The organism is Pseudomonas sp. 5C2, assembly GCF_034314155.1.
GTDB lineage: Bacteria > Pseudomonadota > Gammaproteobacteria > Pseudomonadales > Pseudomonadaceae > Aquipseudomonas.
The window spans coordinates 1,816,262-1,841,098 of record NZ_JAVIWH010000002.1 but is presented as its reverse complement, the minus strand read 5'-3'; the positions used below and the strand labels follow the sequence as shown (position 1 = coordinate 1,841,098).

The window sequence follows — 24,837 nt, the reverse complement described above, 5'->3', positions numbered from 1 at the left end:
ATTCCCGATCCAGCTCTATCGGACGGCCATTGGTATCGACCGAAGCGCTGATATCCGCTACGCGGAGCTGATGACGAGATTTGAAATCGCTGAGGCTAAAAAAACTTGCTAATGGTGCCTGCTGATCAACTTCTAACGCAGAACTTCGGCAAAAATTTCGGTCGTCGCGCGCGTGGGCTGACATGTGTACAACGTTTGAACTTGCTCGATCATACGCGGCAGTTCTTCACTCGGTTTAGCCCATTGCGAAGACCACACACCCTGGTCGGTCATGCACTCCGCGCCGCATGGCCTTCGCAGTCAGTACCGATACAAAACTGACCCAGCTTCTGGCCGTTAGGTCGTAGGAGCTGACTTGTCTGCGAAGACCATACATGCGGTCCGCCTGGCACACCCTTGGCCCGCCAGGGACAACATACAACGAGCAAAGGCGACAGATCGCGATGGGAATAAACGCCTTGAGCCGATAAGTCGAGGTAAGCGTCTGCGGACCACACCTTGCTTTTCGATTGCAGTTTAGGACGGATGGCTTACCGAAAACCTACGCGTAGCTATGAGAACGGGAAGAAGCTGCCTACCCATTTTCGACAGTTGATATTCAACCCTCCGAGGTAACTCACCGAAATCAACCCGCTCAATCAGACCATCATTAGCCAGCTGCCGCAGTTGCTCCGTCAGTACTTTTTGCGTGACGCCTGGCAAATCCCGCTTTAGCTGCAACGTGCGCATTGAGGGATCGGCGTAGAGCCTGAAAAGAATGGGTAATTTCCAGCGCCCCTGGATCATCTGAATCACACGAACCACGTGCGCGACTGAACCCTCGGCCCCAAGACAGATTTCACGCTCCTCCTGAGGGATAGGCACATAAAGGTGCGTACTGGTTTTGTCCATCATCTAGCCCTACCTTACGAAGTTAACAGCATTGTAAAAGGGAACTGGCACGTGGACTTGAGTTTGAGCGGTAAGAAGGCGCTGATCACCGGCAGCAGCAGAGGGATTGGCGAAGCAATCGCCAGGAAACTCGCCCTTGAGAAAGCCGTCGTCATCGTCCATGGTCGCGACGAAGCGCAAGCAGAAAAAGTGGCCAATGAGATCATTGCCTTGGGCGGATGTGCTCATGTTGTGCTGGGTGATCTTACACACGATGACGAGGTGCAGCAGTTGGTAGAGGCGGCGGAAAAGCTCGCCGGATCGATAGACATATTGATCAATAACGCTGGCGGCTCGGGTGGCGTGAAAGAAAGCTGGCATGATACGCAGCCTGCCTCATGGGCGTCCGCCTATGATCGAAATGTTCTTGCTGCTCTAAGGGTCACGACGCGCTTATTGCCCAAAATGCAGGAAGCGAAATGGGGGCGGGTGATCAATATTTCCAGCCTTGCTGCAACGATGCCACCACCCACTGCGCCAGATTATTCGGCTTGCAAGGCCGCGATCAACGCAATGACTGCATCCATGGCAAAAGCAGTAGCGGCTGATGGAGTGACAGTCAATGCTATCTCTCCCGGTACGATACACAGCTCGACACTTGACGCACGATTTCGCGAGGTAGCCGATGAGCGAGGCCTATGCAGCAAAGATGCGCCATGGGAAGAAATCGAACGCCTTGTCCTGCCAATGTTTGCTCAAGTTCCCGTAGGTCGAGTCGGCCAGTTGGATGAAATCGCAGCGGCCGTTGCATTCCTTGCCAGCCCAATCGCGGGGTACATTACGGGCATCAATTTAAGGGTCGATGGCGGTCTTTCCCCCGTTCTCTAGTTCTCTTGCCGGGTGATGTTAAGCGGGCGCCCACTTATGCGGCAGCAATTTCGCAATCTCACTTGCCCGCTGCGTCGGCAGGCGCGTGAGAACATCCCTCAAATAGGCATACGGAGCATGCCCGTTGAGCCGCGCAGACTGGATCAAGCTCATGATCGCCGCCGCCCGTTTTCCACTGCGTAACGACCCTGCGAAGAGCCAGTTCTTGCGCCCCAACGCCCAAGGCCGGATTTGGTTCTCCGCCCAATTGTTGTCTATGGGTACGGCCCCGTCATTGAGGTAGCGCGACAGCGCTACCCAGCGTTTCAGGCTGTAATCCAAAGCTTTGGCGATGGCTGACCCTTCGGGCACAAGCTGGCGCTGGGCGCTCATCCAGGCATGTAGCACATCGATAATCGGTGCCGCTTTTTCCTGCCGTATTCGTTGTTGGATGTCCGGTTCCAACTCTTTTACTTCACGCTCTATTTCGTACAGCGCGGCGATGTAGTGCAGGGCTTCAAGTTCGGCTTCGATGGCGGCGATATCTGTATCGATCAGGTCATCGAGCAAGCTGACCTGTGCCGGGCTCAGTTGTTCGCTGCGCTTGGCAAAATTGAAGCGCTTGAGCAGTGCAATCTCGTGGGCCAGTATCTCGTTGACTGCCTTGTGATGGTGGATCTGCTTGTCCATCGTCTCGACTTTTTGATCAAGACTCACGACGCGCTGTATCAACTGCGCAGCCAAGGCGCGCAGTTGCTCAGGGTCTAATTGGTCAAGTTTCGCAAGAGAAGTCATACCGCTGATTTTGCCAGAGGAGACTTTGGGTGACGATAGACTGATTGGACAATTGTGCTGGCGAGTCGGCCATGACAGGGCTCTAAAGCACGGTTATAACACCGCCGGAACCGACTCTTTGCCACGGTAATCCGAGCACCAGCGCCTGGAGTTGTTCAGCGTCCAATTCAAGTTCTGAGCCGTGTCGGACACCAGGCCAGAAAAACCGTCCCTGGTGTAGTCGTCGTGCTGCGAGCCAGATGTCTACGCCGTCATGCACCAGCACTTTCAGCCGATTAGCGCGGCGGTTGGCAAACAGATAAGCAGAGTGCGGCTGCGCCGCACCGAACACCGCCACCACCCGCGCCAGAGCGGTTTCGGTACCGGTGCGCATGTCCATCGGCGCGGTGGCGAGCCAGATGGAGTCGATGCGGATCATCGCAGCAGGTCTCGAAGAAAGGTCGCGCAGGCTGCCGCGCTTTCGGTCGGCCAGTTCACTTTGACCGTGCCACGCGGGTGTGGGATTTCAACGCAGATATTCGGTGATGCCGCTTGCGAACTTGCTCCGGCCAGCGGCATGGGTAACGGAATAAAAGCAGGTTGCAGCTCCGTGTTTTTTTGCGTTTGCACCCGAATCCATTTGTGGACGAGGTTCGCGTTGAGGCTATGGCTCAGCGCAGCGCGACGCTGGCAATCGAGGCTCCGGGCTGGGCGCACTCTTGAATGACTTGGGCTTTGAAGGATTTGGAGTAGGAACGGCATTGTGGCTGCATGAAATACCCGCTTAAAAGGCTAGAGCTGGTGCCCACTTAAATTTAAGTGCACACCATGTCTTGGCTTTGCAGGGCTGGGTAGATGACTTGGCTGGACGGATACAAGTCGAGCGACTTTTTGATGTGAATACCCGACTAAAACCATCTGACTTTCTTGATCGCCATCAAGCAGGTTTCAGCCCTTAGCTTCCTATCATGGACAGGCCAAGCAAAGAGGAAGCGGCTATGTCAGAGACCTTCACAAAAGGCATGGCCAGGAATATCTATTTCGGGGGAAGCGTGTTCTTTTTCCTGATATTTCTGGCCTTGACCTATCACACGGAACAGACCTTTCCAGAGCGCAGCAATGAAGCGCAATTAAGCGAGTCGGTGGTACGCGGCAAGTTGGTCTGGGAGCAAAACAACTGCATCGGATGCCACACATTACTGGGCGAGGGCGCTTACTTCGCGCCTGAGCTGGGCAACGTGTTCCAACGGCGCGGTGGAGAGGAGGGCTTCAAACCCTTTCTGCATGCCTGGATGAAAATGCAGCCGCTGGGCGTACCAGGTCGGCGAGCGATGCCTCAGTTCAACCTGAGCGATCAGGAAGTGGACGACATCTCCGAGTTCCTCAAATGGAGCTCGAAAATCAATACCAATGGCTGGCCGCCAAACAAGGAGGGCTGAGAGATGAGTATTGCTAATCCACATCTGAAATTCGCCTCGCAAGCCGTGGCCAAACCTTACTTCGTGTTTGCCCTGATTCTGTTTCTCGGTCAGGTGGTGTTCGGTTTGATCATGGGCCTGCAATACGTGGTGGGGGACTTTCTGTTTCCGGCCATTCCCTTCAACGTGGCGCGGATGGTACACACCAACCTGCTGATCGTCTGGATACTGTTCGGCTTCATGGGCGCCGCCTACTACCTGATTCCGGAAGAGGCCGACCGCGAACTGCACAGTCCCAAGCTTGCGATCATCCTGTTCTGGGTATTCGCCGCCGCGGGTGTGCTGACGATTCTGGGCTATCTGCTGGTGCCTTATGCGGGCTTGGCCAGGCTGGCCCATAACGAGCTGCTGCCGACCATGGGCCGGGAGTTTCTGGAGCAGCCGACCATCACCAAGATGGGCATTGTGGTGGTGTGTCTGGGCTTCCTCTACAACATCGGGATGACCCTGCTCAAAGGTCGCAAGACCACCATCAGCATGGTCATGATGACCGGGTTGATCGGTCTCGCGGTGTTCTTCCTGTTCTCCTTCTACAACCCCGGAAACCTGGCTCGCGACAAGTTCTACTGGTGGTGGGTGGTGCATCTTTGGGTCGAAGGCGTGTGGGAGCTGATCATGGGCTCAATGCTGGCCTTCGTGCTGATCAAGATCACCGGTGTGGATCGGGAAGTGGTCGAGAAATGGCTCTATGTGATCATCGCCATGGCGCTGATTACCGGGATCATCGGCACCGGTCACCACTTCTTCTGGATCGGTGCGCCTGAGGTTTGGTTGTGGGTCGGTTCAATCTTCTCTGCACTGGAGCCGCTGCCCTTCCTGGCCATGGTGATATTCGCCTTCAGCATGGTGAAGAAACGTCGTCGGCAACACCCGAACCGCGCGGCGACGCTGTGGGCCAAGGGCACCACGGTGACGGCCTTCTTCGGCGCTGGCGTCTGGGGTTTTCTGCATACCCTGGCACCGGTCAACTTCTACACCCATGGCTCGCAACTGACGGCGGCTCACGCCCACCTGGCCTTCTACGGTGCTTACGCGATGATCGTGATGACCTTGATCAGCTACGCCATGCCACGCTTGCGCGGGCTCGGTGAAGCAGCGGACGAGCGCTCGCAGACCCTCGAGATCTGGGGCTTCTGGTTGATGACCCTATCGATGGTGATGATCACGCTGTTCCTCACCGCTGCCGGGGCTGTCCAGATCTACCTGCAACGCTGGCCGGTCGATGGGGTCGCGTTGCCGTTCATGGCCACTGTCGATCATCTGCAAGTGCTGTTCTGGGCCCGTCTGGCCAGCGGTGTTGGTTTCCTCGCAGGGCTGCTCTGTTATCTGTTCAGTTTCAAGCAGCGTGGTCGCGCAGCCATGCGCGCCCCGGCCGCTGTTGTCCCTTCATGAGCCGGTACAACGGCTAGAAAAGGTCGGCCCGGCTGATACAGCGGGCCGTTTTTTTGGTGTCCAAAAAGGACGAATCCCATGGCCTTTACCGTCGAACTGGAAGAGTGGGTAGGCAGTGTCTGGCATCGCTTCATCACGCGGCGCGCCAGCCCGGATTTCCCGGAAGCGCGGGTTGAGCTGGTCAGTCAGCAACGACCGCTGGCGCTGTTGTTTCGCGCCATGGGCGGCGCCAGTGGCATAGGTTTGGAAGCCGCCAGCGACCGTGATCTGTTGCTGCGCCGCAACGTGCTGCAGCAGATCGCCGGTACCTGCAAGCAAGTGCCATTGGCCTGGTGCGACGAGAATAATCTTCGTCTACCGTCGAGCCTCGCGGTCTTCCCTGAGGTCGCATTGAATGAGGAGCTCTATCGTTGGCTGGCGCTGCTGGCGGCACAGGCCGGCCAGATGCGTCACTGGGGTCGGGACAATCAGCGTTGGACGCAGATGCTGCTGCAGCGCTACCCCGCGTTGCATTCTCGCTATAAACGCTTGGTCGATGCCCATCTGCAATTGCGCCCGGATCCGGCATCGTTGTGCGCCGGCGAAGCGGCACTGGAGCGGGCGCTATGCCAGGCGTTGCGCGTACCGGGCAGTGTCGAACATTTTCCGCGCTGTGAACGGGCGGCTTGGCCGCTGCCGTTGTGGCTATACCCACCGCAGCACCTCGCAAGTCCGCAGGCCGCCGATCTGAGCGAAGAGTCGGAAGAGTATCTGGCTACGCCTCCCGGCGAGCAGAAAGGCGGACGCAAGCGCGCCAAGCGGATTGACGAGAGCACTAGCAAAGGCGGGCTGTTGGTGGTGCGTCTGGAGAACCTGTTCAGCTGGACCGAACACGTGGATCTGGATCGTTGGTCGGACGACAGCGAAGACCCGGACGCCGCCAGAATCGCCGAGGACCTGGATGAGTTGACCCTGTCGCGTACGCGTCTGCGCAAAGGTGGCGGCCTGAAGCTGCACCTGGACTTGCCCCCGGCCGATGTCGACGATATTCCGCTGGGCGAGGGCATCAAGTTGCCGGAATGGGACTACCGCAAGCAGCAGATGCAGGACGGCTTCGTCAATCTGCAAATGATGCTGCCGCGCGATGGCGAGGCGCAACCGTTGCCGTCACGGCTGAAGGCCTCGGCGCACCGTTTGCGGCGTCAGTTCGAGCACTTGCGCAATGACCGCCAATGGTTACGCCAGCAACCCCAGGGCTCAGAGCTGGACATGCAGGCCTGGCTGGATTTTCACGTTGAACGTGAGCATGGTCAGTGCGCCGAACGGGGGCTGTTTATGGAGCAGCGGCAAACGCGTCGCGACTTGGCATGTCTTTTGCTGGCCGATGTGTCGATGTCCACCGATGCCCACCTGAACGATGAGCATCGCGTGATCGATGTGGTCAGGGACAGCCTGCTGCTGTTTGGTGAAACCTTGTCGGTGCTGGGGGATGATTTCGCCCTGTACGGATTTTCCTCGCTGCGTCGTCAGCAGGTGCGCATGCAGGAGCTCAAATCGTTCACCCAACGTTATGACGACAACACTCGCGGCCGAATTCAGGGGCTTAAACCAGGCTATTACACGCGTATGGGCGCAGCCATTCGCCAGGCCACGCAACTGCTGAGTGGCTGCAAGCGGCGGCGCAAACTGTTGCTGCTACTGACTGATGGCAAGCCCAATGATCTGGATCTCTACGAAGGTCGCTACGGTGTTGAAGACACTCGCGAGGCGGTGTTGGAGGCGCGGCGTCAGGGATTGACGCCGTTCTGTATCACCATTGACCGCGAGGCCGGCGATTACTTGCCGTATATGTTTGGCGCCAATGGCTACACTTTGATCCGCCAGCCTGAACAACTCCCCCTGCGTTTGCCGCAGCTGTATCGCCAGCTGACTCAGCCTTGAGCCCAGGCTTGAACATCGCGGTGCGGCTCAATTGATGCTGCGCGGCAGCCAGAAAAACATCGTCACGCAAAAGATCGTCAGGCCGATGCAGAACCACATGAATCGGCGCTGCCGACGTTCTGAGGCGTGTTCGGCCAGCGCCGGCAGGGGCATGCCGCACTGGTGGCATTCGGACTCCTGTGAAGGGTTCGCGTGTTGGCAATACAGACATATGGGCATGTCACTCACTCGAATTGTTCCAGGCGCAGGCGATCAAGAATCTCGATCTGACGACCGTCTTGAGTGATGATTTTTTCGTCGATCAAGCGGCGGATGATTCGTGAAAACGTCTCCGGCTGGATCGAGAGATGCCCGGCAATCAGTTGTTTGGCCATTGGCAGTTCGAATTGGCTGTCAATGGTTTGCAGGCGCATCAGTTGCGTCAGCAGATACCGTACGACCCGGTGGGTCGCATTTCTCAGCGACAGGGTTTCGATCTCGTTGACCCGTTGGTGCAGGCGTACACACAACTTGCCGAGCAAGGCGAAGGTCAATCGACTATTGCTCTGCAGCAGGTGCATGTAGGTGTTGTTGGAGATTCGGTAGAGCTGAGTGGGGCAGACCGCTTCGGCCGATGCTACATAATTTGGGGTATCCATCAGCATCATCGCTTCGGCGAAGGTTTGCCGATCGCCGATGACTTCAAACACCTTCTCCTGCCCGTCGGGCGTCAGGCGGTAGATCTTCACCGCTCCGGCAATCACGAAATAGAACGAGTCCGCCAGCTCACCCTGGCGAAACAGCGGCTCGCCTTTGTCGATGCTCAGCAAGTGGCTGGTACTCATTAATTCATCCATCTGTTCTTCATTCAATGGCTCGAACAAATGATGACTGCGCAGAATTTGGTGGTGGACGCGATGAAGCACCATAAAAATTCATCCTGAAGGTTGGGGAGAGGGACGGCTATCAGGTCAAATGAGGCCTAGAGACACACCGCTGGCCACGGCCACGATCGAGGTCAAAACCACAAACCATGCCAGTGGCTGAATGACTTTTTTCATGACGACTCCGGGTAATCGAGTGGGGGGGAAGTTTCTTTGAAAGCTTTCATGCTTGAGCAAGACGCGGGCCATGCCCGGAGGCCCTTATTTACGGCGGGTATCAAAGACCGAGGTTAAAAACACCCTGTGCTTTATGGTTAAAAAAACCATTAAATGGTCAATTTTACCCTGCATGATTCAGCTGTCATGGTGAGAGTGCTTGTCTCACTCGCCGCAGGCGGGGCGGCTCGGCCCTGATTGGCTTTAGGGCACGCCCTTTGCAGACTCGTATTGGGCTACAGACGGTCAATCTAACCCCCCGACAGTTTGCAAGCTTGATGTGTGACAAATATCGCTCATCGTTAATACCAATGATTGAACTGGGATTTACCCGCTGGCAGTAAGGTAGAGGAGTGGCTTTATGCAAGTACTTGACCGCCGTACAGCGATGGCGATTGTGCCGCTGTTACGCCTGGCCTTCAGGCCATTTTTCCTGGTCGGCTGTCTTCTGGCGTTGCTGGCCATACCGCTCTGGCTGGCAGCCTTGAGTGGCGCGATATCCAGTTGGCAGCCTGCAGGCGGTTGGCTGGCGTGGCATCGGCATGAGCTGCTGTTCGGCTTTGCGTTGGCAATTATCGCGGGTTTTCTGCTGACTGCCGTGCAGACCTGGACCGGTCGTCCTGGCATCAGCGGCAGACCGCTGGCGGCTCTGGCGCTGGTGTGGTTGTTCGCACGACTGGCCTGGTTGGCGAATGTGCCGTGGCCACTGCTCGCTGTTCTGGAGCTGGCTTTCCCGCTGGCGGTGGCGGCGCTCATGGGCTTCACCCTCTGGAAGGTGCGGCAGAAACGGAACTACCCGATTGTGTTGGTGTTGCTGCTGTTGACCGCGGCTGACGGGTTGTCTGTGTACGGCCTGGTTGACGGCCATGAAGGCTGGCAGCGTCAAGGCGTTCTGACTGGCATCTGGCTGGTGGCGGCGATGATGGGTTTGATCGGCGGGCGAATCATTCCGTTTTTCACCCAGCGCGGCCTCGGTCGGGTCAATGGCGTTGCCGCCTGGCCCTGGCTTGATCGCTTGTTGTTGGTGGGCTCACCGTTGGTGGCGCTGTTGTATGCCGCCGGACCTGCGCTTAACCCCAATGTATGGGTCGGCCTGCTGTTTGCAGTGTTGGCAGCAGGGCATTTGCTGCGTCTGGTTCGCTGGCATGATCGGGCGCTCTGGCGCGTGCCGTTGCTGTGGTCGTTGCACCTGGCCTATGGCTGGTTGGCGGTGGCCTGCGTGGGCATGGCGTTGTGGCATTTCGGTGTGCCGGTGAACCCGAGTCTGGCGGTGCATTGCCTGACGATAGGTGCCATGGGCGGCTTGATTCTGGCGATGATCGCGCGGGTCACTCTGGGGCATACCGGTCGTGCGCTGGAGCCGCCGTCAGGCATGACCCTGGCGTTTATTTTGCTGAACCTGGCATGTCTGAGTCGGGTGGCGCTGGTGCTGTTGTTTCCGTTGGGGGCGTTATGGCTGGCGGGGCTGTGCTGGGCGTTGGCGTTTGCGCTCTATGCCTGGCGCTATGGACCGATGCTGCTACGGACCCGGGTTGATGGCCATCCAGGATGAGCAGACGAACTGACGGAGGTTGCCAATGATGTATCCCTTTTTGCTGGTCACTCATCTGCTGGCGGCCATCGCCTTTATCGGCACGCTGTTTTTCGAGGTGTTCATCTGGCATTCCGCCCGCCAGCAGTTGGCGAACGGTGGGCAACTGATGGCGGATCAGGCGATTGCGGTGCGCTCGCGCAAGGTGCTGCATGGGGTGGTGTTGCTGTTGTATGGCGCTGGCATCGGGCTGGCGTGGCAGCACCGTGGTGTATTGAGTCAGCCGCTGGCCAGCAGTTTTGGCACGCTATTGAGCCTGAAAATAGTTCTGGCCTTGAGCATCATCGGGCATTACTTGCTACTGGCGTATTGGCTGAAAAGCGCACGGATGACGTCGGTCCGCGCCAACTGGATTCGCCGCAGCATTCTTGGACACATGCTGTTGATCGTGATCCTGGCCAAGGCCATGTTCTATTGGCACGGTTGATCATCTCATCATCGTAGCTTCATCCAACCCAGGAAAAACCCGCGTCAACCGGTTGGCCGACGCGGGTTTTGTAGTGCAGGCAAGTGATCAATGGCGAGGGTTCAGGGCCTTGACGAACAGCACGTTGTTTTCCAGATGGATGTGCTGCATCAGGTCGTCTCGAAATTCCAGCAGCCCGCGATAAAGGGCGCGCCAGGTATTGCAGGCATCGGCAGGCGGGGTGATGTTGTCGGTAAGGGCGAGCATTTTTTCCAGGGCTTCACCGTGTTGATCATGTTCAAAGCGCAGCACCTGGATCGGTGGTGCGGCCCGGGGGCCCATTCCCTGTTGCAGCATCGGGAAGAGCACTTGTTCTTCCTTGAGCATGTGGCCTTCGAGTTCTTGCTGCATGTCCCGCAGGTGGTCGGCCAGCCCATTGGGGCAACTGCTGCGTGCACCATGGACCTGCTCGACACGGCGGGCCAGGCGGATCAGTTCCGGCAGTTGCTCGCGGTGGCGGGCGTGGTAGCGCGCCAGGATATGGGCGATCAACAGTTCCTCGGTTTCGTTGCGCCAGTCATGTTGGGTTTCACCGGCGTCTTGCAAGGCGTGGAGCGCGTCTGCAATCAGCAGGGGATCGAGGCCTTTGCCGAGGGCTGCTTCACGCAGGCTTTTTTGCCCGCCGCAACAGAAGTCCAGATTGAAGGCGTGAAAAGTCCGGGTGGCGCCGGGAATGTCGCAGGCCAGTTGGCCGAGACTTTGGTCCAGAAGGGTCAGGCTCATCGGGTTTCCTTTTAGGTTTCACAGGTTACCAACCCTTTTGCATCCGGCATGCCATAGTTAACCTATTGAAAATACTCGATTAATTTTTTGTTGTGGTGATAAGTACCCTGGCAGCCTAGGGTGAACAGAACCATAAAGGGTGATTATTACCATGCTGCGTGAAAGCCTGGCTGCTGACTTGATCGTCGAGCTGCCGAATGCCGTGCGTTTGCAACGGCTTGTCCACACCCTGCGCGAGTACTTCCACAGTGGCGCCGTGGGGTTGCTGCGTCTGGACGATGACAGCCTCAGGCCAGTCGCGACGGTAGGACTGGTTCACGAAGCGCTGGGGCGGCGGTTTGTCATCGCCCAGCATCCTCGACTCGCGGCGATCATGGCCTCACGCGAGCCCACCTGGTTCGAGCCCGACAGCCGCCTGCCGGATCCCTATGACGGCTTGCTCGACGGCCATGTCGGAGAACCGTTGCCAGTGCATGACTGCATGGGCGTGAGTCTGTATGTGGAAGGGCGGATATGGGGGGCGATCACTCTCGATGCGTTGCATGCAGGGACCTTCGACAGCCACGCGCGGGAGGAGCTCAAACGCTGTACGTTGCAGATCGAGGCCGCCGTGCGGGTAACCCGGCTCGAGCAGGAAAATCGCAGCTTGCGCTTGTCGCGCAGCGATAATCAGGACGTGCGGATGCCCGCTGAAGAAGGTGAAATTCTCGGTCAGAGCGACGTGTTGCGCCAGTTGCTCAATGAGCTGGAGGTGTTGGCCGATTCCGAACTACCGGTATTGCTACTGGGTGAAACCGGGGTCGGTAAAGAACTGTTTGCCCGGCGTTTGCACCGTCTTTCACGTCGGCGTCACAAGCCTCTGGTGCATGTCAATTGTGCCGCCTTGCCGGAATCACTGGCGGAGAGCGAGTTGTTCGGGCATGTCAAAGGAGCTTTTTCCGGGGCGACCAGTGATCGCGCCGGACGTTTTGATGCGGCCAACGGCGGCACGCTGTTTCTCGACGAGGTCGGGGAGTTGCCATTGAGCGTGCAGGCAAAATTGCTGCGCACGTTGCAAAACGGCGAGATCCAGAGGCTGGGCGCCGACAAGCCGCTGCATGTCGATGTACGGATCATCGCCGCGACTAACCGACACTTGCCGGACAGCATTCGCGACGGCTTGTTTCGTGCCGATCTGTATCACCGTCTCTCGGTGTACCCAGTGCCCATTCCGGCCCTGCGCGAGCGCGGTAGCGATGTGTTGATGCTGGCTGGGCATTTCCTTGAACTCAATCGGGCGCGGCTCGGCCTGCGCGGTTTGCGTCTGTCGCCGGCGGCCGAGCGCGCGCTACTGGGCTATGCCTGGCCGGGCAATGTGCGTGAACTGGAACATGTGATCAGTCGAGCCGCGTTGAAGCAGTTAAGCCGCGGCACCAGTCGTAACCTGATCATGACGCTGGAGCCCGAGATCCTGGATCTCGACAGCGCGATGGGGTCACAGGGCTCGGTTGCCAAGTTGCCGCTGGATGCTGCGCCTGACGTGCCATTCCAGCCCTTGGGCGAGGCTGTGGACGATTACCAGCGACAAAAAATTCTCCACGCCTTGAGCGTGTCTGGGGGAAACTGGGCCAGTGCCGCACGGCTTCTGGAGGTCGATCCCAGCAATTTGCACAAACTGGCCCGGCGTTTGCGGCTCAAGTGAGGGACGGCTGCTGGGTGTCGTTGCTCTGTGTTGATGGTGGTCAAGGTAGTGTCGCGCAGTGGCTTGCACACTGGGCAGAACCTTCTGGAGATCACCACCATGCCCCTTTCCCTGGCTGAAATGCGCCGTAGTTACACCCGTGATGGCCTGCAAGACGATCTGGCGATAGACGATCCTTTGGCCTTGTTCCGACAGTGGATGCAACAAGCCCGTGAGACCGAGAGTGCCCCCGTCGAGGCTAATAGCATGGCCTTGGCGACGGTTGACAGCGCGGGGCGACCACATTGCCGGATTCTGCTGCTCAAGGGTTTCAGCGATGAAGGCTTTACGTTTTTCGGCCATTACCAGAGTGACAAGGGGCTGCAACTGGCGAGCAATCCCTGTGCTGCCATGACTTTTTTCTGGCCCGGTCTTGAACGTCAGGTTCGTATTGAAGGCCAGGTGTCCAGGCTCGACCCGCAGCTCTCGGATGCTTACTTCGACTCCCGCCCGCTGGCCAGCCGTCTGGGTGCCTTGGCTTCACCGCAAAGCCGTCCAGTGGCGAGTCGGGCAGCGCTGGAATCCTTATTGGCAGAAACCGAACAGCACCTCGTCGGCCAGACGTTGCCGCGACCCGAGCATTGGGGCGGTTACTGCCTGCATCCTGAACGGCTTGAATTCTGGCAGGGGCGTGCTGATCGCCTGCATGATCGTCTCGACTACCGTTTGCAGAATGGCGTGTGGCAACGAAATCGTTTGGCGCCTTGAGCCCAAAAGATCGTCCGGATACTTGGCCGGCCGGCACTGACCCGTTGCCCTGTCGAGGTACCTCCTTGGAGGAATAGGCTCGATCTGGATTCCGGTTCAGGCTGGGCCATACCCTCATCTACGGGAAGGCTTGGATATGGCCCATCTGGCGCAACGCACGTTTCAACCGCTGAACATCGCCGTACTGACCATCAGCGATACGCGAACCTTTGAGACCGACACCTCGGGACAGACGCTGACGGATTTGTTGCAAACGGCCGGGCATGTATTGATCGACCGTGATCTGGTCAAGGACGACATTTATCAGATCCGCGCAAAACTCTCCCACTGGATCGCCGACCCCAAGGTGCAAGTGGTACTGATGACCGGCGGCACCGGATTCACTCCACGTGACAACACGCCGCAAGCGGTCCTGCCCTTGCTGGATAAACATGTGGAAGGCTTCGGTGAACTGTTCCGTCAGGTGTCTCTGGCGGAAATCGGCATGTCCAGTCTGCAGTCGCGGGCATTGGCCGGGATGAGCAATGGGGTGCTGGTGTGCTGCGTACCGGGCTCACCGGGCGCGTGCCGAACTGCCTGGGACAAGATCCTGCTCGGGCAACTGGACAGTCGCACCGGCCCATGTAATTTCGCGCCACATTTGAAGCAGCAGGCGCAGCAGGTGATTGACGCCTGCGAGGCACGCTCATGACCGGCCCGGTGTGCGACAGCGGCAACTTGATGCCTGTGGACGAGGCCATCAGCCGCCTGCTGAGCCAGGTACGGCCGCCGCCACCGGTGCAAAAGATTCCCCTGGATCAAGCCTTGGGGCGAGTGTTGGCAAGTGACATCCATTCCCCGGTAAACCTGCCGGCCTGGGACAACAGTGCCATGGACGGTTATGCCCTCAAGGCGTCTGACCTGCCACCGGCGGGCGGTTATCTGTCGGTGATTGGACGGATTGCCGCAGGGGCCAGCGACAGCTCGCCATTGTTGCCGCAACAGGCGGTGCGGATTTTTACCGGAGCGCCATTGCCACCGGGAGCCGATACCGTGGTGCCGCAAGAACGTTGCCGGGTCGAGGGCGCGCAAGTCTGGTGCCCACCGGTAAGCGTTGGCGAGCATGTGCGCAAGGAGGGCGAGGAAGTACGCCAAGGGCATCTGTTGCTTAAGGCGGGCAAGCGTTTGCGCGCACAAGAGCTAGGGTTTCTGGCGGGTGCCGGAATCGCGCAGGTCGAGGTCTACCGACCGTTGCAGGTGTGCCTGCTCAGCAGCGGAGATGAATTGCGAGAGCCAGGCGAACCGTTGGCGCCGGGGCAGATATACAACAGCAATCGTTACAGCCTCGCCGCGTTGTTGCGCGGTTGGGGCGTGGAAGTGCATGACTATGGTGTCATGGCCGATGAGTTAGCGACCAGCCGGCATGCCTTGAGCCTGGCTTCGTCGGAGTGCGACCTGCTGCTGACCTCTGGCGGCGTATCGGTGGGTGAGGAAGACCATCTCAAACAGGCCATCGAAGCGCTGGGCAGCGTCGATTTTTGGCGACTGGCAATCCAGCCGGGTAAACCGCTGGCGTTTGGCGAAGTCGCTGGAAAACCCTGGATAGGCATGCCGGGCAACCCATCGGCGGCGCTGATTACCGCGCTGGTGGTCGTGCGTCCGTTTCTGCTCAGGGCACAGGGGGTCACTGAGGTGATGCCTGTGCCATTGGCCGTGCCGGCCGGGTTCGATTGGCTGCAGCGCAACAAGCGTCGGCAGTATCTGCGGGCAAAGCTGACCCCAGGCGCTGATGGGCAATTGAGCGTGGAGCTGCACCCTCAGCAAAGTTCGGCCATGTTGAGCGCCGCCTGCTGGGCCGACGGCCTTGCCGTGATCGAGTGCGGGCAGCAGGTTCTCAAGCATGACAACGTCATGTTCCTGTCCTTCGCCGACCTGATGCATTGATAGCAATTGATCACCGTCAATGCCCTGTCTACCGGTCTCGCTAGACTGGCAGCGCATTTTCGACTGCTCTGAGTCTGCGGACGGCAGGTATCCGCCGAGGGTCGAGACGAGTTCTTTCATGAGGATTACCCATGCAACTGGTCTGCCCGGCAGGGAACCTGCCTGCGCTTAAAGCGGCGGTGCGCCAAGGCGCCGATGCCGTCTACGTCGGTTTTCGTGATGACACCAATGCCCGGCATTTCGCCGGGTTGAATATGGACGACAAACAGTTCGACGCCGCAGTCGCGTTCATTCGCCAACATCAACGCAAACTCTACGTCGCGGTTAATACTTACCCTCAGCCCAAGGGCTGGGAGCGCTGGCAGCGGGCGGTGGATCGCGCCGCCGACTTCGGCGTGGATGCGCTGATCGCCGCCGACCCTGGCGTGCTCAACTATGCCAGTCAGCGTCACCCGCAACTGGCGCTGCACTTGTCTGTTCAGGGTTCGGCAACCCATGCCGCGGCGCTGACGTTCTATGCGCAGCGCTACGGTATTCGCCGCGCCGTGCTGCCTCGGGTGCTGTCGTTGACGCAAGTGCGCCAGGTTGCCGCCAGCAGTCCGGTGCCCATTGAAGTCTTTGGCTTCGGCAGCTTGTGCATCATGGCCGAAGGGCGTTGCCACCTTTCCTCCTACGTCACGGGCGAATCGCCGAACCTGTGTGGCGTCTGTTCGCCGGCCAAGGCAGTACGCTGGAGCGAAGACGCCCAAGGCCTGAGCGCACGCCTCAGTGAAGTCCTGATCGATCGCTACACCCCTGACGAACCCGCCGGTTATCCGACCTTGTGCAAAGGCCGTTTTCTGGTGGGTGGCAAGCGCTTTCATGCGCTGGAGGAACCTACCAGTCTCGATACCCTGGATCTGCTGCCGGAACTGGCGGCTATCGGCGTCGAAGCGGTAAAAATCGAGGGTCGCCAACGCAGCCCCGCCTATGTGGAACAAGTCACCCGCGTCTGGCGCGCCGCCCTGGATGCCCATCGCGGCTCGCCGGGCAGCTTTCGGGTCAAGGATGAATGGCGTCAGGTGCTGGCCGGTTTGTCCGAAGGCAGCCAGACCACATTGGGTGCTTATCATCGATCATGGCAATGAGGGACTGGACATGAAGCTCAGCTTGGGACCGGTCCTGTTTTATTGGGACAAAGAGCAACTCAGTAACTTTTACGCCGAGATGTCGGCCTTGCCTCTGGATGTGATTTATCTGGGGGAAACCGTGTGTTCGAAACGCCGGGCATTTTCATTGGATCAATGGCTGGGCCTGGGGCGCGAGTTGCACGAGTGCAGCCAGGCGCAGATGGTGCTTTCCAGCCTGACGCTGATCGAAGCAGCCTCCGAGCTCTCCAGCCTGCGCCGCCTGTGCGACAACGGCCAGTTGCTGGTGGAAGCCAACGACATGGGCGCGGTGCAGTTTCTGGCCGAGCGCAAGCTGCCCTTTGTTGGTGGCCCGGCACTCAATCTGTACAACGGCCATGCGCTGACGCAACTGCTGGACTGCGGAATGACCCGCTGGGTGCCACCGGTGGAGTGTTCGGCGGCGCTGATTGGCGATGTGATCGAGCAGGTGCGCGAGTTGGGACGTGAGGTGCCGGAAGTTGAAATCTTTGCCTATGGGCATTTGCCCCTGGCCTATTCCGCACGCTGCTTTACCGCCAGGGCGGAAAACCGACCCAAGGACGACTGTCAGTTTTGCTGCATCAACTACCCCGACGGCCTGGCCTTGAGCAGTCAGGAAGGCCAGCCGTTGTTCACCATCAACGGCATTCAAACAATGTCGGCCGACGTGACCAACCTGCTGGCTGATTATTCCGGACTGGTGGCCTGCGGTGCCGATCTGTTGCGCCTGAGCCCGCGAGCCCAGGGCATGGAGGAAGTGATTGCCGCCTATCAACGGGTTCGCCTGGGCGAGACGCCGCCGCTGTTCGTTGAGGGCTGTAATGGTTATTGGCATGGCCAGGCTGGCATGTTGCGCGTCGAGGAGGCAGGCCTGTGTTGAACCGAAAAAAATGGTTATTGAAAGGTGCTGATCGGTTGTTGCCGCTGGCGCACCGAGTGCCTTTTGCCGTACAGCGGTTGGTGTTGCAGCAAGCGCTCAATCGCTGCCTCGCCGAGCCGCTGCGCGACGGCAGTTTTGAACTGCTACGGGGTCGTTGGATGTGCCTGCGGATTCCAGATCTGAGCTTGTCTTGGTACCTGACCCTGGGGCGTGAGGGATTGCAGATCGCCGAGCGAGCAAAGGCGCAAGTGACCATCAGTGGCAACTGGCGGGAGTTTTTACTCCTGGCCAGTCGTCAGGAGGACCCTGACACCCTGTTTTTTCGCAGGCGTCTGGTGATTGAGGGGGATACCGAATTGGGGTTGGCGTTGAAGAACCTGATCGATAGCCTGGACCCTGATGTATTGCCTGTTTGGTTGTGGCGCAATCTGGAGCGGGCAGGGAAGGGGTTGGCGGCGGGGTGAGAATCTGCATTGCTGTGACCTACGCAGATTCGGTGTGTGGCTTGCCTGCGATGAAGGCGGCCTTACAGCCGGCTATCTTTCGCAGATGTACACTCTCCCACATTGGATTTTCATTGCATCAAGACCCTGCCAGATCCTCAAACCATCGTCTCGGCGGCTACGATTATCCGGTTTTTCTCCTCACAATCCTCCCCGACGATCAACCGTTTGATCTCCTCGAATAACTCATCACTCTGCTCCTCGGTGCAGTCCTCGCCATAGCGTTTGCGCAGGCCGTGATGGCTGAGGATCAGGTGCACATTGGCGTGTAGGCCGTGCTGATTCAGGCAGGCTTCGACGCATTGCAGCGGGCAGCCGTCCAGCGCGAGGATCCGCCGTCCCGAGCGCGCTTTGTTGACCAGCGGCGCGACATGGCCGCCGACACCGACGATGCAGGACATTTCGGCCAGGCCTGCGCGATCCAGGCGCAAGGCCAAGGTGTTGGCCAGTTGTGCGACATTCGAACAGCCGGAGCAGGAGTAGACCAAAGGCAGGGTTGAATCGGGCATGAACATTCTCCACTGATGGACTCTGCCAGTGTGCAAGGCTGGCAGCATTGTGCCTTGACCATGGTCAAATCCGGGGGCGGCTACTGTTGGTAGGCGGCCAGATCCTCTTCGGCGAGGATGCGGATATTGCGGCGCTCCATGGTGATCAGGCCGCTCTCGACCAGACGATGCAAAATGCGCGAGAAGGTTTCCGGCTGGATCCCCAGTTTCGACGCCACCAGACGCTTGGACACCTGCAAGACGATCTGGCCGTTGACCGGGTCCCGTTCCTGGAACAGGAAATTGATGACCCGTCGGCTGGCGTTGGCGAGGGTCAGGGTGTCAATGTCCTTGAGGCGCTGGTGCAGGTGAATGCTCATGCTCGCCAGGATCGCCAGGCAGATCTTCGGCTGATCTTCCAGGGCGTTGCGGTAATGGCTGCCCTCAATGCTGACCAGCACGCAGTCCTTCAGCGCCGTGGCACTCACCGGGTAGAGTCTGGCCTGGCTGAACAGCAAGGCTTCGGCGAAGGTTTGCCCGGCATGGATGATCTCCACCAGGTTTTCCTGACCTTCACCCGTGACCCGGTGCAGCTTGATCTGACCGCTGACCAGCAAAAAAAAACGTTTGGCCGGATCGCCTTGGTGCATGAGTGTGGCGTGACAGCCCAAATGTTTGAGATTGGCCAGATTGCAGACGTCCTGAAAGACCCTTTCCGGCAATTGGCTGAACAGGTGGTGACGGCGCAAGATTAAAACGATTGAAGGGTGGGTCAGCATGGCGTACCTCCGCTGGCGGTCATGGTAGAGCTCGCGGACCCTTCGGCCTATGCCTCCGCAGGTCTACCTCCAAAGAGGGATGTCCGTCAGCTGGTGCTGCGCAGATGCTCCATGGCCCACACGGCCGCCTCTACCCGCGAGCGCAAGCCGAGCTTGTGCAGCAGGTTTTTGACGTGAACCTTGACCGTACCTTCGGTGATGCCCAGCTTGTGCCCGATGACCTTGTTGCTAAAGCCGCTGGCAATGGTTTTCAGTACCTGGCGTTCGCGCTCGGTCAGTTCCACCACAGTCTGGCGTGGTGGTGAACGCAGTGCTTGGGCCATGACCCGAGTCAGACCGGGGCTGATGACCAGTGCACCGTTCAATGCATCACGAATGTATTGAATCAACAGTTCGGGCTCCATGTCCTTGAGCAGGTAGCCATCGGCATCCAGGCGCAGCGCGTCACGAATATCATCTTCGGCGTCCGACACCGTAAACAGCAGCACCTTTCCCGTGTAGTGCGTGGCCCTTAACCGCCGCAGGGTTTCAATGCCATTCATCTGCGGCATGTTGTTATCGAGCAATATCAGATCGGGTTGCAACGGCTCTATGAGCGCGAGTGCTTCCTCACCGTTTCCGGCTTCACCGACGATCTCGAAATCATCCTCGAGTTCGAGCATTTGGCGGATGCCATGACGCATCATCGGATGATCGTCCACCAGCAGGATTCTGTGTCGCAGGGGCAAATTCATGAAACGCTACCTTCTGTTTGCTGCCCGAGAAACTCCGGTTGGAATTCCAGTTGGACGAGGGTGCCTTGCGGCACTCGGGAACATATTTGCAGTTGACCGTGCAAGCTGCGGGCGCGTTCTTCCATGATGGTCAGGCCGTGGTGTTCACGCTTGTCGGTATTGCCGCTGAAGCCCCGACCATCGTCTTCGACCGAGAGCCTGACGGTTTCGCCATCCTGACGCAGTTGCAGCCAGGCGTTTTGCGCATGGGCGTGGCGCGAGCAGTTGGACAGCGCTTCGCGAGTAATTTGCAGAATGTGGATTTGCTCACTGGCCGACAGTTGAAAGGCCAGGGTATCGACGTGCAGGTGCACCAGGAAATCCCCACGGCGGGAGAACTCCAGGGCGGTGTCCTTGAGTTCTTGCACCAGCCCTTCGTCGTGAATCTGCAAGCGAAAGGTGGTCAACAGTTCGCGTAACTGGCGGTAGGCATTGTTCAGCCCTTCGCGCAGTTCGGCGGTGACTGTTTCCAGGGTTTCGACCGGTTCGCCACGGCGCATCAGGGTTTGCATGCGGCTGACCTGGAGCTTCATGTACGACAGCGCCTGGGCCAGTGAGTCGTGCAGCTCGCGGGCGATGATGGTGCGTTCTTCGAGCAGCAGCAGGCGATGATCCTGTTCGCGCTGACGTTTGAGCGAGAGCGAGGTGCCAATCAGGTTGGCCAACGCCTGGATCAGTTGGGACTCCCAACTCTGTGCCCGATGCCCGTCGTCAAAATACGCTTTGAGCTCACCCAGTTCGTTGCCCTGGTTGCTGATGCTGAAAGTTTTCGGACTCGATTTAGTGTGTTTCTGGCAGGTGGCGCATTCACTGCTGGCACAGACTTCCCGCTGGTTTTCGCCATGCAGGGCGAGCATGTGCGAGGCGGGTGCCTGTACCGCGCCGCGTAAACACAGCGATAGACGCAAGCCAGGCAGGCGTTGCTGGAAGCGACGGATCAGTTCATCCAGCCCTTCGGCATTGGCCAGGCGCGTAGCCAGGCTGCGGCTGCTTTGGTACAGCAGTTCCAGGGCAGCATTGGCTTGTTGCAGGTTCAGGGTCTTCTGTTGGACCTGACTCTCCAGAGTACGGTGCGACTCTTCGATTGTTTCGGCCATGGCGTTGAAACTCATGGCCAACTGGCCCAGCTCATCTTGCGACTGATGGTTGACCCTCACTTTGAAGTCAGCGTCGCGAAAGCGCTTGGTGGCATCCACCAATTCTTGCAAGGGCTTTACGACGCCGTACTGCAACTCGTACAGACCGATCAGCAGGATGAAGATGGTGGTGAACAAGGCCATGCCCTGGATTGCCTGCTGCCAGCCTTGTTTGTGTTCGCTTTGTTGCTGCAACAGGCTGACGAACTGGTTCAGCTGCTCGACGAAAGGCAAGGCGTTGGCCTGGAAAAACGCCGAGTCGCCACGCTCCAGCGCCGGACGTAAATCGGCGTTCCATCGTTGCTGGATTTGTTGGTAACTGGTCTGCAGCGCGGTTGCCGGGCCATCTTCCAGCACAGCCTTGAGTGACTGGCTGTCCAGCCGTTGTTGCAGGCTGTCGGTGATGCTCGAGATTTCTTCGGCGGTTGCGCCAGAGGCCAGTTTCCAGCTCAGGTGGTAGGTCTCCATGCGCACGGAACCGGCGGTGTTGATGGCCGCCGCATCGCCTTGACTGAACCAGGCGATAAGCCCGGCGCTCAGGGAGCTGGCGAGGGCCAGGATGGCGATCAGTATTACCGCTAGCGCCGCACGAGCGGGCAGGGAGCTGCGCAACCAGCGCAGCATCAGCGCCGATCCAGAAATAAGATGAGGAAACCTGGCATGTAGAACTCCAAATGGTGGCTGCGGGTGGTTTTGCAGCCGATCCCGGGCGCACTACCTCTAAAGAGTTGTCGGCCGCTCCCAGTCGGTTAAAACGTCTGAAGGCGAAGTTAATATATTGATAAATATAGGGTTTTATTGTCTTTTTGGACTACCTCCTTGGAGGTAGCGCCCATCAGCATAGGCTTATACCGCCATGGGCTTCGTTGATGTGGGTCAATTTTCTGCAGGGTGCGCCTCACTAGTCTCCAGCCATGGATAACTGACTGGAGAGCGTTGTGACCCAACCGCGTGTGCAACAAGGGCTAGTGCTGGGTATGAGTACGCTGGCCTTCACCGTGTGTTTTATGGTCTGGATGATGTTTGCCGTGCTCGGCGTGCCGATCAAGGAGCTTCTCCAGCTCAACGAAACCCAATTCGGCCTGCTCGCCGCAACCCCGGTGCTGACCGGCTCGCTGGTACGTTTGCCGTTGGGCCTGCTGACCGACCGCTTCGGCGGGCGCAGCGTGTTCTTCCTGCTGATGCTGGCCTGCGTGGCGCCACTGTATCTGATCAGCCACGCCACCGCCTACTGGCAGTTCTTGGCGTTGGGCTTGTTCGTTGGCCTCGCCGGCGGCTCGTTTTCAGTGGGGATTGCCTACGTCGCCAAATGGTTCGACAAGGAGAATCAGGGCTTCGCCATGGGCATCTTCGGTGCAGGGAATGCCGGGGCTGCGGTGACCAAGTTTCTGGCTCCTGCGCTTATCGCTGCCGGCAGCTGGCAGTTGGTGCCGAAAGTCTACAGCGCAATCCTGTTCATCACTGCACTGCTGTTCTGGTTCTTGAGCTCAGAAAACAAAGGCCATCGCAGCGCCACCGGCGCCAGCTTGCGTGAACAACTAAGCGCGTTGAAGGACCCGGCGGTGTGGCGTTACTGCCAGTACTACTCGATCGTTTTCGGCGGCTACGTCGGCCTCGCGCTGTGGATGACCAAATACTACGTGCAGGAATACGGCTTCAACTTGCAAAGCGCGGCTCTGTTGGCAGCCTGCTTTTCCCTGCCCGGCGGCGTACTGCGCGCCGTCGGCGGCTGGATGTCGGATCGCTGGGGGCCTCAGAGCGTCACCTGGTGGGTGTTGTGGGTCAGCTGGATCTGCTTGTTCCTGCTCTCGTATCCCCAGACCCAATTGCAGGTGCAGACCATCAACGGCCCGCTGAACCTTCATATCGGCTTGAGCCCCACGCTATTCACTGTGCTGCTGTTCGTCATGGGCATCGCCTTCGCGTTCGGCAAGGCGTCGGTTTTCAAATACATCGCCAACGATTACCCGGAAAACATGGGGGCGGTGTCCGGCATTGTCGGCCTCGCCGGCGGCTTGGGCGGTTTCGTGTTGCCGATTCTGTTCGGCGCGCTGGTGGACCTGACCGGCGTGCGCTCCTCCTGCTTCATGTTGATGTATGGCGTGGTCTGGGTCTCTCTCACCTGGATGTATTTCAGCGAAATCCGCAAACGTCCGTGGCTCGGTAAGCAGCCGCCAGTGACCCCATTCCCGTTTTCCAGCATTGCCCAAGGAGAAGAACATGTCCGTTCTGCAAAAGCCTGATTCAGGCCCGGTCATTCACGACTGGCGCCCGGAAGACCCCGCGTTCTGGGGGCGTACCGGCAAACAAACCGCTACACGTAATCTGTGGATCTCCATTCCCGCGCTGTTGTTGGCCTTTGCAGTGTGGATGGTCTGGAGCACGGTGATTGTGCGTTTGAACGCCATTGGCTTCAGCTTCAGCACCGATCAGCTTTTTTGGCTGGCGGCATTGCCTGGGCTCTCTGGCGCAACCTTGCGGGTCTTCTACTCCTTTATGGTGCCGATCTTCGGCGGCCGCCGCTGGACCGCCCTGAGTACCGCGTCGCTGTTGCTGCCATCGATCTGGATGGGCTTTGCCGTGCAGGACCCGAGCACCTCCTACAGCGTGTTTGTCCTGATTGCGTTGCTCTGCGGTTTCGGCGGCGGCAACTTTGCTTCGAGCATGTCCAACATCAGCTTCTTCTATCCCAAGTCCCAGCAGGGTACGGCCTTGGGCCTCAACGCCGGGCTGGGCAACCTGGGCGTCTCGGTGATGCAGTTCTGTGTGCCGCTGGTGATTACCTTTGGTGTGTTCGGCTTCATGGGCGGGGCACCGCAAGTCCTGCCAGACGGCAGCCAGTTGTGGCTGCAGAACGCAGGGTTTATCTGGGTGCCGTTCATTGTCGCGGTGACGCTGATTGCCTGGTTCGGCATGAATGACTTGTCCAGCGCCAGAGCCTCGTTCAGCGAGCAGGCAGTGATCTTCAAGCGCAAGCACAACTGGCTGATGTGCTGGTTGTACCTGGCAACCTTCGGTTCGTTCATCGGCTTCTCCGCAGCTTTTCCGCTGCTGATCAAAACTTCCTTCCCGGATGTCATCGCCTTGAAATTCGCCTTCCTCGGCCCCTTGGTCGGTGCCTTGGTGCGCCCATTGGGCGGCTGGTTGGCGGACAAGCTCGGCGGCGCGAAAGTGACCTTGTGGAACTTCGTCCTGATGATCGTCATGGTCTTCGGCGTATTGCACTTTCTGCCGCAGAACGGTTCGGGTGGCAACTTCTACGGCTTCCTCGGCATGTTCATGCTGCTGTTTATCACCACGGGCGTGGGCAACGGCTCCACCTTCCGGATGATCCCGGTGATCTTCCGCACCCTTCATGAAAAGTTCTCCGCCGGGCAAGCGCCTGCCATCCGCGAACAAGCGATGAAAAATGCCGGCAAGGAGTCGGCTGCAGTGCTCGGCTTCAGTTCTGCGATGGGCGCCTTCGGTGCGTTCTTCATTCCCAAATCCTTCGGCACTTCGATGGCGCAGACCGGCGGCCCGGAGATGGCCTTCTACATGTTCGTCGGCTTTTACCTGAGTTGCATTGTGGTGACTTGGTGGTGGTACGCCCGCAAGGGCGCCGCGACGCCCTGCTGAC

24 protein-coding genes and 2 pseudogenes are annotated in these 24,837 nt (G+C 58.8%); 15 read left to right on the top strand and 11 right to left on the bottom strand.

Going from position 1 to position 24,837, the window contains the following annotated elements:
* Positions 1–516: 516 nt before the first annotated feature.
* A complete protein-coding gene (locus RGU44_RS09120; protein ID WP_322178851.1) occupies positions 517–894 on the bottom strand; it encodes a helix-turn-helix domain-containing protein in 378 nt (125 codons plus the stop codon).
* Positions 895–942: 48 nt separating this feature from the next.
* Here RGU44_RS09120 and RGU44_RS09115 point away from each other — a divergent pair, with 48 nt between their 5' ends.
* Positions 943–1,758, top strand: coding sequence for an SDR family NAD(P)-dependent oxidoreductase (locus tag RGU44_RS09115; protein WP_322178852.1), 816 nt, complete (start codon positions 943–945; stop codon positions 1,756–1,758).
* 18 nt (positions 1,759–1,776) lie between these two features.
* On the opposite strand, the pseudogene RGU44_RS24995 reads toward RGU44_RS09115, so the two are convergent.
* The 3 genes and pseudogenes from RGU44_RS24995 to tnpB all read right to left on the bottom strand — a co-directional run.
* A pseudogene (locus RGU44_RS24995) lies at positions 1,777–2,256 on the bottom strand (IS66 family transposase); the annotation flags it as partial.
* Positions 2,257–2,271: 15 nt separating this feature from the next.
* A pseudogene (locus RGU44_RS24990) lies at positions 2,272–2,427 on the bottom strand (transposase domain-containing protein); the annotation flags it as partial.
* Positions 2,428–2,614: 187 nt separating this feature from the next.
* Positions 2,615–2,950: an IS66 family insertion sequence element accessory protein TnpB gene (gene tnpB / locus RGU44_RS09105; protein WP_322178854.1), complete on the bottom strand. Its 336-nt coding sequence runs from the start codon at positions 2,948–2,950 to the stop codon at positions 2,615–2,617.
* Between the two features lie 559 nt (positions 2,951–3,509).
* Between tnpB and RGU44_RS09100 the strand changes: the two genes are divergently transcribed.
* The 3 genes from RGU44_RS09100 to RGU44_RS09090 all read left to right on the top strand — a co-directional run bounded on the left by RGU44_RS09100 (position 3,510) and on the right by RGU44_RS09090 (position 7,301).
* Complete coding sequence (locus RGU44_RS09100; RefSeq protein WP_322178855.1) at positions 3,510–3,950, top strand: cytochrome c; 441 nt, start codon at positions 3,510–3,512, stop codon at positions 3,948–3,950.
* Positions 3,951–3,953: 3 nt separating this feature from the next.
* Positions 3,954–5,381 (top strand): cbb3-type cytochrome c oxidase subunit I, encoded by a 1,428-nt coding sequence (locus RGU44_RS09095; protein WP_322216726.1) that lies wholly within the window; start codon positions 3,954–3,956, stop codon positions 5,379–5,381.
* 78 nt (positions 5,382–5,459) lie between these two features.
* On the top strand, positions 5,460–7,301 hold the full coding sequence (locus RGU44_RS09090; protein ID WP_322178857.1) for a nitric oxide reductase activation protein NorD: 1,842 nt from the start codon (positions 5,460–5,462) through the stop codon (positions 7,299–7,301).
* A gap of 27 nt (positions 7,302–7,328) precedes the next feature.
* Here RGU44_RS09090 and RGU44_RS09085 read toward each other — a convergent pair whose 3' ends face one another.
* Positions 7,329–7,520: a protein DnrP gene (locus RGU44_RS09085; RefSeq protein WP_322217798.1), complete on the bottom strand. Its 192-nt coding sequence runs from the start codon at positions 7,518–7,520 to the stop codon at positions 7,329–7,331.
* A gap of 5 nt (positions 7,521–7,525) precedes the next feature.
* Positions 7,526–8,209 carry a Crp/Fnr family transcriptional regulator gene (locus tag RGU44_RS09080; protein ID WP_322178858.1) on the bottom strand — a complete coding sequence of 228 codons (684 nt, stop codon included), beginning with the start codon at positions 8,207–8,209 and terminating at the stop codon, positions 7,526–7,528.
* 532 nt (positions 8,210–8,741) lie between these two features.
* On the opposite strand from RGU44_RS09080, the gene RGU44_RS09075 reads away from it, so the two are divergent.
* A complete protein-coding gene (locus tag RGU44_RS09075) occupies positions 8,742–9,932 on the top strand; it encodes an NnrS family protein (protein WP_322178859.1) in 1,191 nt (396 codons plus the stop codon).
* Between the two features lie 28 nt (positions 9,933–9,960).
* Positions 9,961–10,398, top strand: coding sequence for a hypothetical protein (locus RGU44_RS09070; RefSeq protein ID WP_322217796.1), 438 nt, complete (start codon positions 9,961–9,963; stop codon positions 10,396–10,398).
* Between the two features lie 87 nt (positions 10,399–10,485).
* On the opposite strand, the gene ytfE is transcribed toward RGU44_RS09070, so the two are convergent.
* Positions 10,486–11,160, bottom strand: a complete 675-nt coding sequence (ytfE, locus tag RGU44_RS09065; protein WP_322178860.1) for an iron-sulfur cluster repair protein YtfE — start codon at positions 11,158–11,160, stop codon at positions 10,486–10,488.
* A gap of 151 nt (positions 11,161–11,311) precedes the next feature.
* On the opposite strand from ytfE, the gene norR reads away from it, so the two are divergent.
* From norR to ubiT, 7 genes are all read left to right on the top strand, one after another.
* Entirely contained in the window at positions 11,312–12,841 is a 1,530-nt protein-coding gene (gene norR / locus RGU44_RS09060) for a nitric oxide reductase transcriptional regulator NorR (protein ID WP_322216723.1), read from the top strand.
* 99 nt (positions 12,842–12,940) lie between these two features.
* The gene (gene pdxH, locus RGU44_RS09055; RefSeq protein ID WP_322178862.1) at positions 12,941–13,588 is read left to right on the top strand and encodes a pyridoxamine 5'-phosphate oxidase; all 648 of its coding nucleotides are present in this window, start codon (positions 12,941–12,943) and stop codon (positions 13,586–13,588) included.
* Positions 13,589–13,724: 136 nt separating this feature from the next.
* Positions 13,725–14,279 (top strand): molybdenum cofactor biosynthesis protein B, encoded by a 555-nt coding sequence (gene moaB, locus RGU44_RS09050; protein ID WP_322178863.1) that lies wholly within the window; start codon positions 13,725–13,727, stop codon positions 14,277–14,279.
* A complete protein-coding gene (gene glp, locus RGU44_RS09045; RefSeq protein WP_322178864.1) occupies positions 14,276–15,511 on the top strand; it encodes a gephyrin-like molybdotransferase Glp in 1,236 nt (411 codons plus the stop codon). The genes moaB and glp overlap by 4 nt, the downstream gene beginning before the upstream one ends.
* Before the next feature lie 131 nt (positions 15,512–15,642).
* A complete protein-coding gene (gene ubiU, locus RGU44_RS09040; protein WP_219060025.1) occupies positions 15,643–16,638 on the top strand; it encodes a ubiquinone anaerobic biosynthesis protein UbiU in 996 nt (331 codons plus the stop codon).
* Positions 16,639–16,648: 10 nt separating this feature from the next.
* Positions 16,649–17,539, top strand: a complete 891-nt coding sequence (locus RGU44_RS09035) for a U32 family peptidase (protein WP_322178865.1) — start codon at positions 16,649–16,651, stop codon at positions 17,537–17,539.
* Entirely contained in the window at positions 17,533–18,003 is a 471-nt protein-coding gene (ubiT, locus tag RGU44_RS09030) for a ubiquinone anaerobic biosynthesis accessory factor UbiT (protein WP_322178866.1), read from the top strand. Before RGU44_RS09035 ends, ubiT begins: the two co-directional genes overlap by 7 nt.
* Before the next feature lie 137 nt (positions 18,004–18,140).
* Here ubiT and RGU44_RS09025 read toward each other — a convergent pair whose 3' ends face one another.
* From RGU44_RS09025 to RGU44_RS09010, 4 genes are all read right to left on the bottom strand, one after another.
* Entirely contained in the window at positions 18,141–18,551 is a 411-nt protein-coding gene (locus RGU44_RS09025; RefSeq protein ID WP_322178867.1) for a putative zinc-binding protein, read from the bottom strand.
* A gap of 80 nt (positions 18,552–18,631) precedes the next feature.
* The gene (locus RGU44_RS09020) at positions 18,632–19,309 is read right to left on the bottom strand and encodes a Crp/Fnr family transcriptional regulator (protein WP_322178868.1); all 678 of its coding nucleotides are present in this window, start codon (positions 19,307–19,309) and stop codon (positions 18,632–18,634) included.
* A gap of 86 nt (positions 19,310–19,395) precedes the next feature.
* Positions 19,396–20,043, bottom strand: a complete 648-nt coding sequence (narL, locus tag RGU44_RS09015) for a two-component system response regulator NarL (RefSeq protein WP_322178869.1) — start codon at positions 20,041–20,043, stop codon at positions 19,396–19,398.
* Positions 20,040–21,842, bottom strand: a complete 1,803-nt coding sequence (locus RGU44_RS09010) for a HAMP domain-containing protein (RefSeq protein WP_322178870.1) — start codon at positions 21,840–21,842, stop codon at positions 20,040–20,042. The genes narL and RGU44_RS09010 overlap by 4 nt, the downstream gene beginning before the upstream one ends.
* 314 nt (positions 21,843–22,156) lie before the next feature.
* On the opposite strand from RGU44_RS09010, the gene RGU44_RS09005 reads away from it, so the two are divergent.
* Entirely contained in the window at positions 22,157–23,461 is a 1,305-nt protein-coding gene (locus RGU44_RS09005; RefSeq protein WP_322216720.1) for a nitrate/nitrite transporter, read from the top strand.
* On the top strand, positions 23,439–24,836 hold the full coding sequence (locus RGU44_RS09000; RefSeq protein WP_322178872.1) for a NarK family nitrate/nitrite MFS transporter: 1,398 nt from the start codon (positions 23,439–23,441) through the stop codon (positions 24,834–24,836). The genes RGU44_RS09005 and RGU44_RS09000 overlap by 23 nt, the downstream gene beginning before the upstream one ends.
* The last annotated feature ends 1 nt before the right edge of the window (position 24,837 follow it).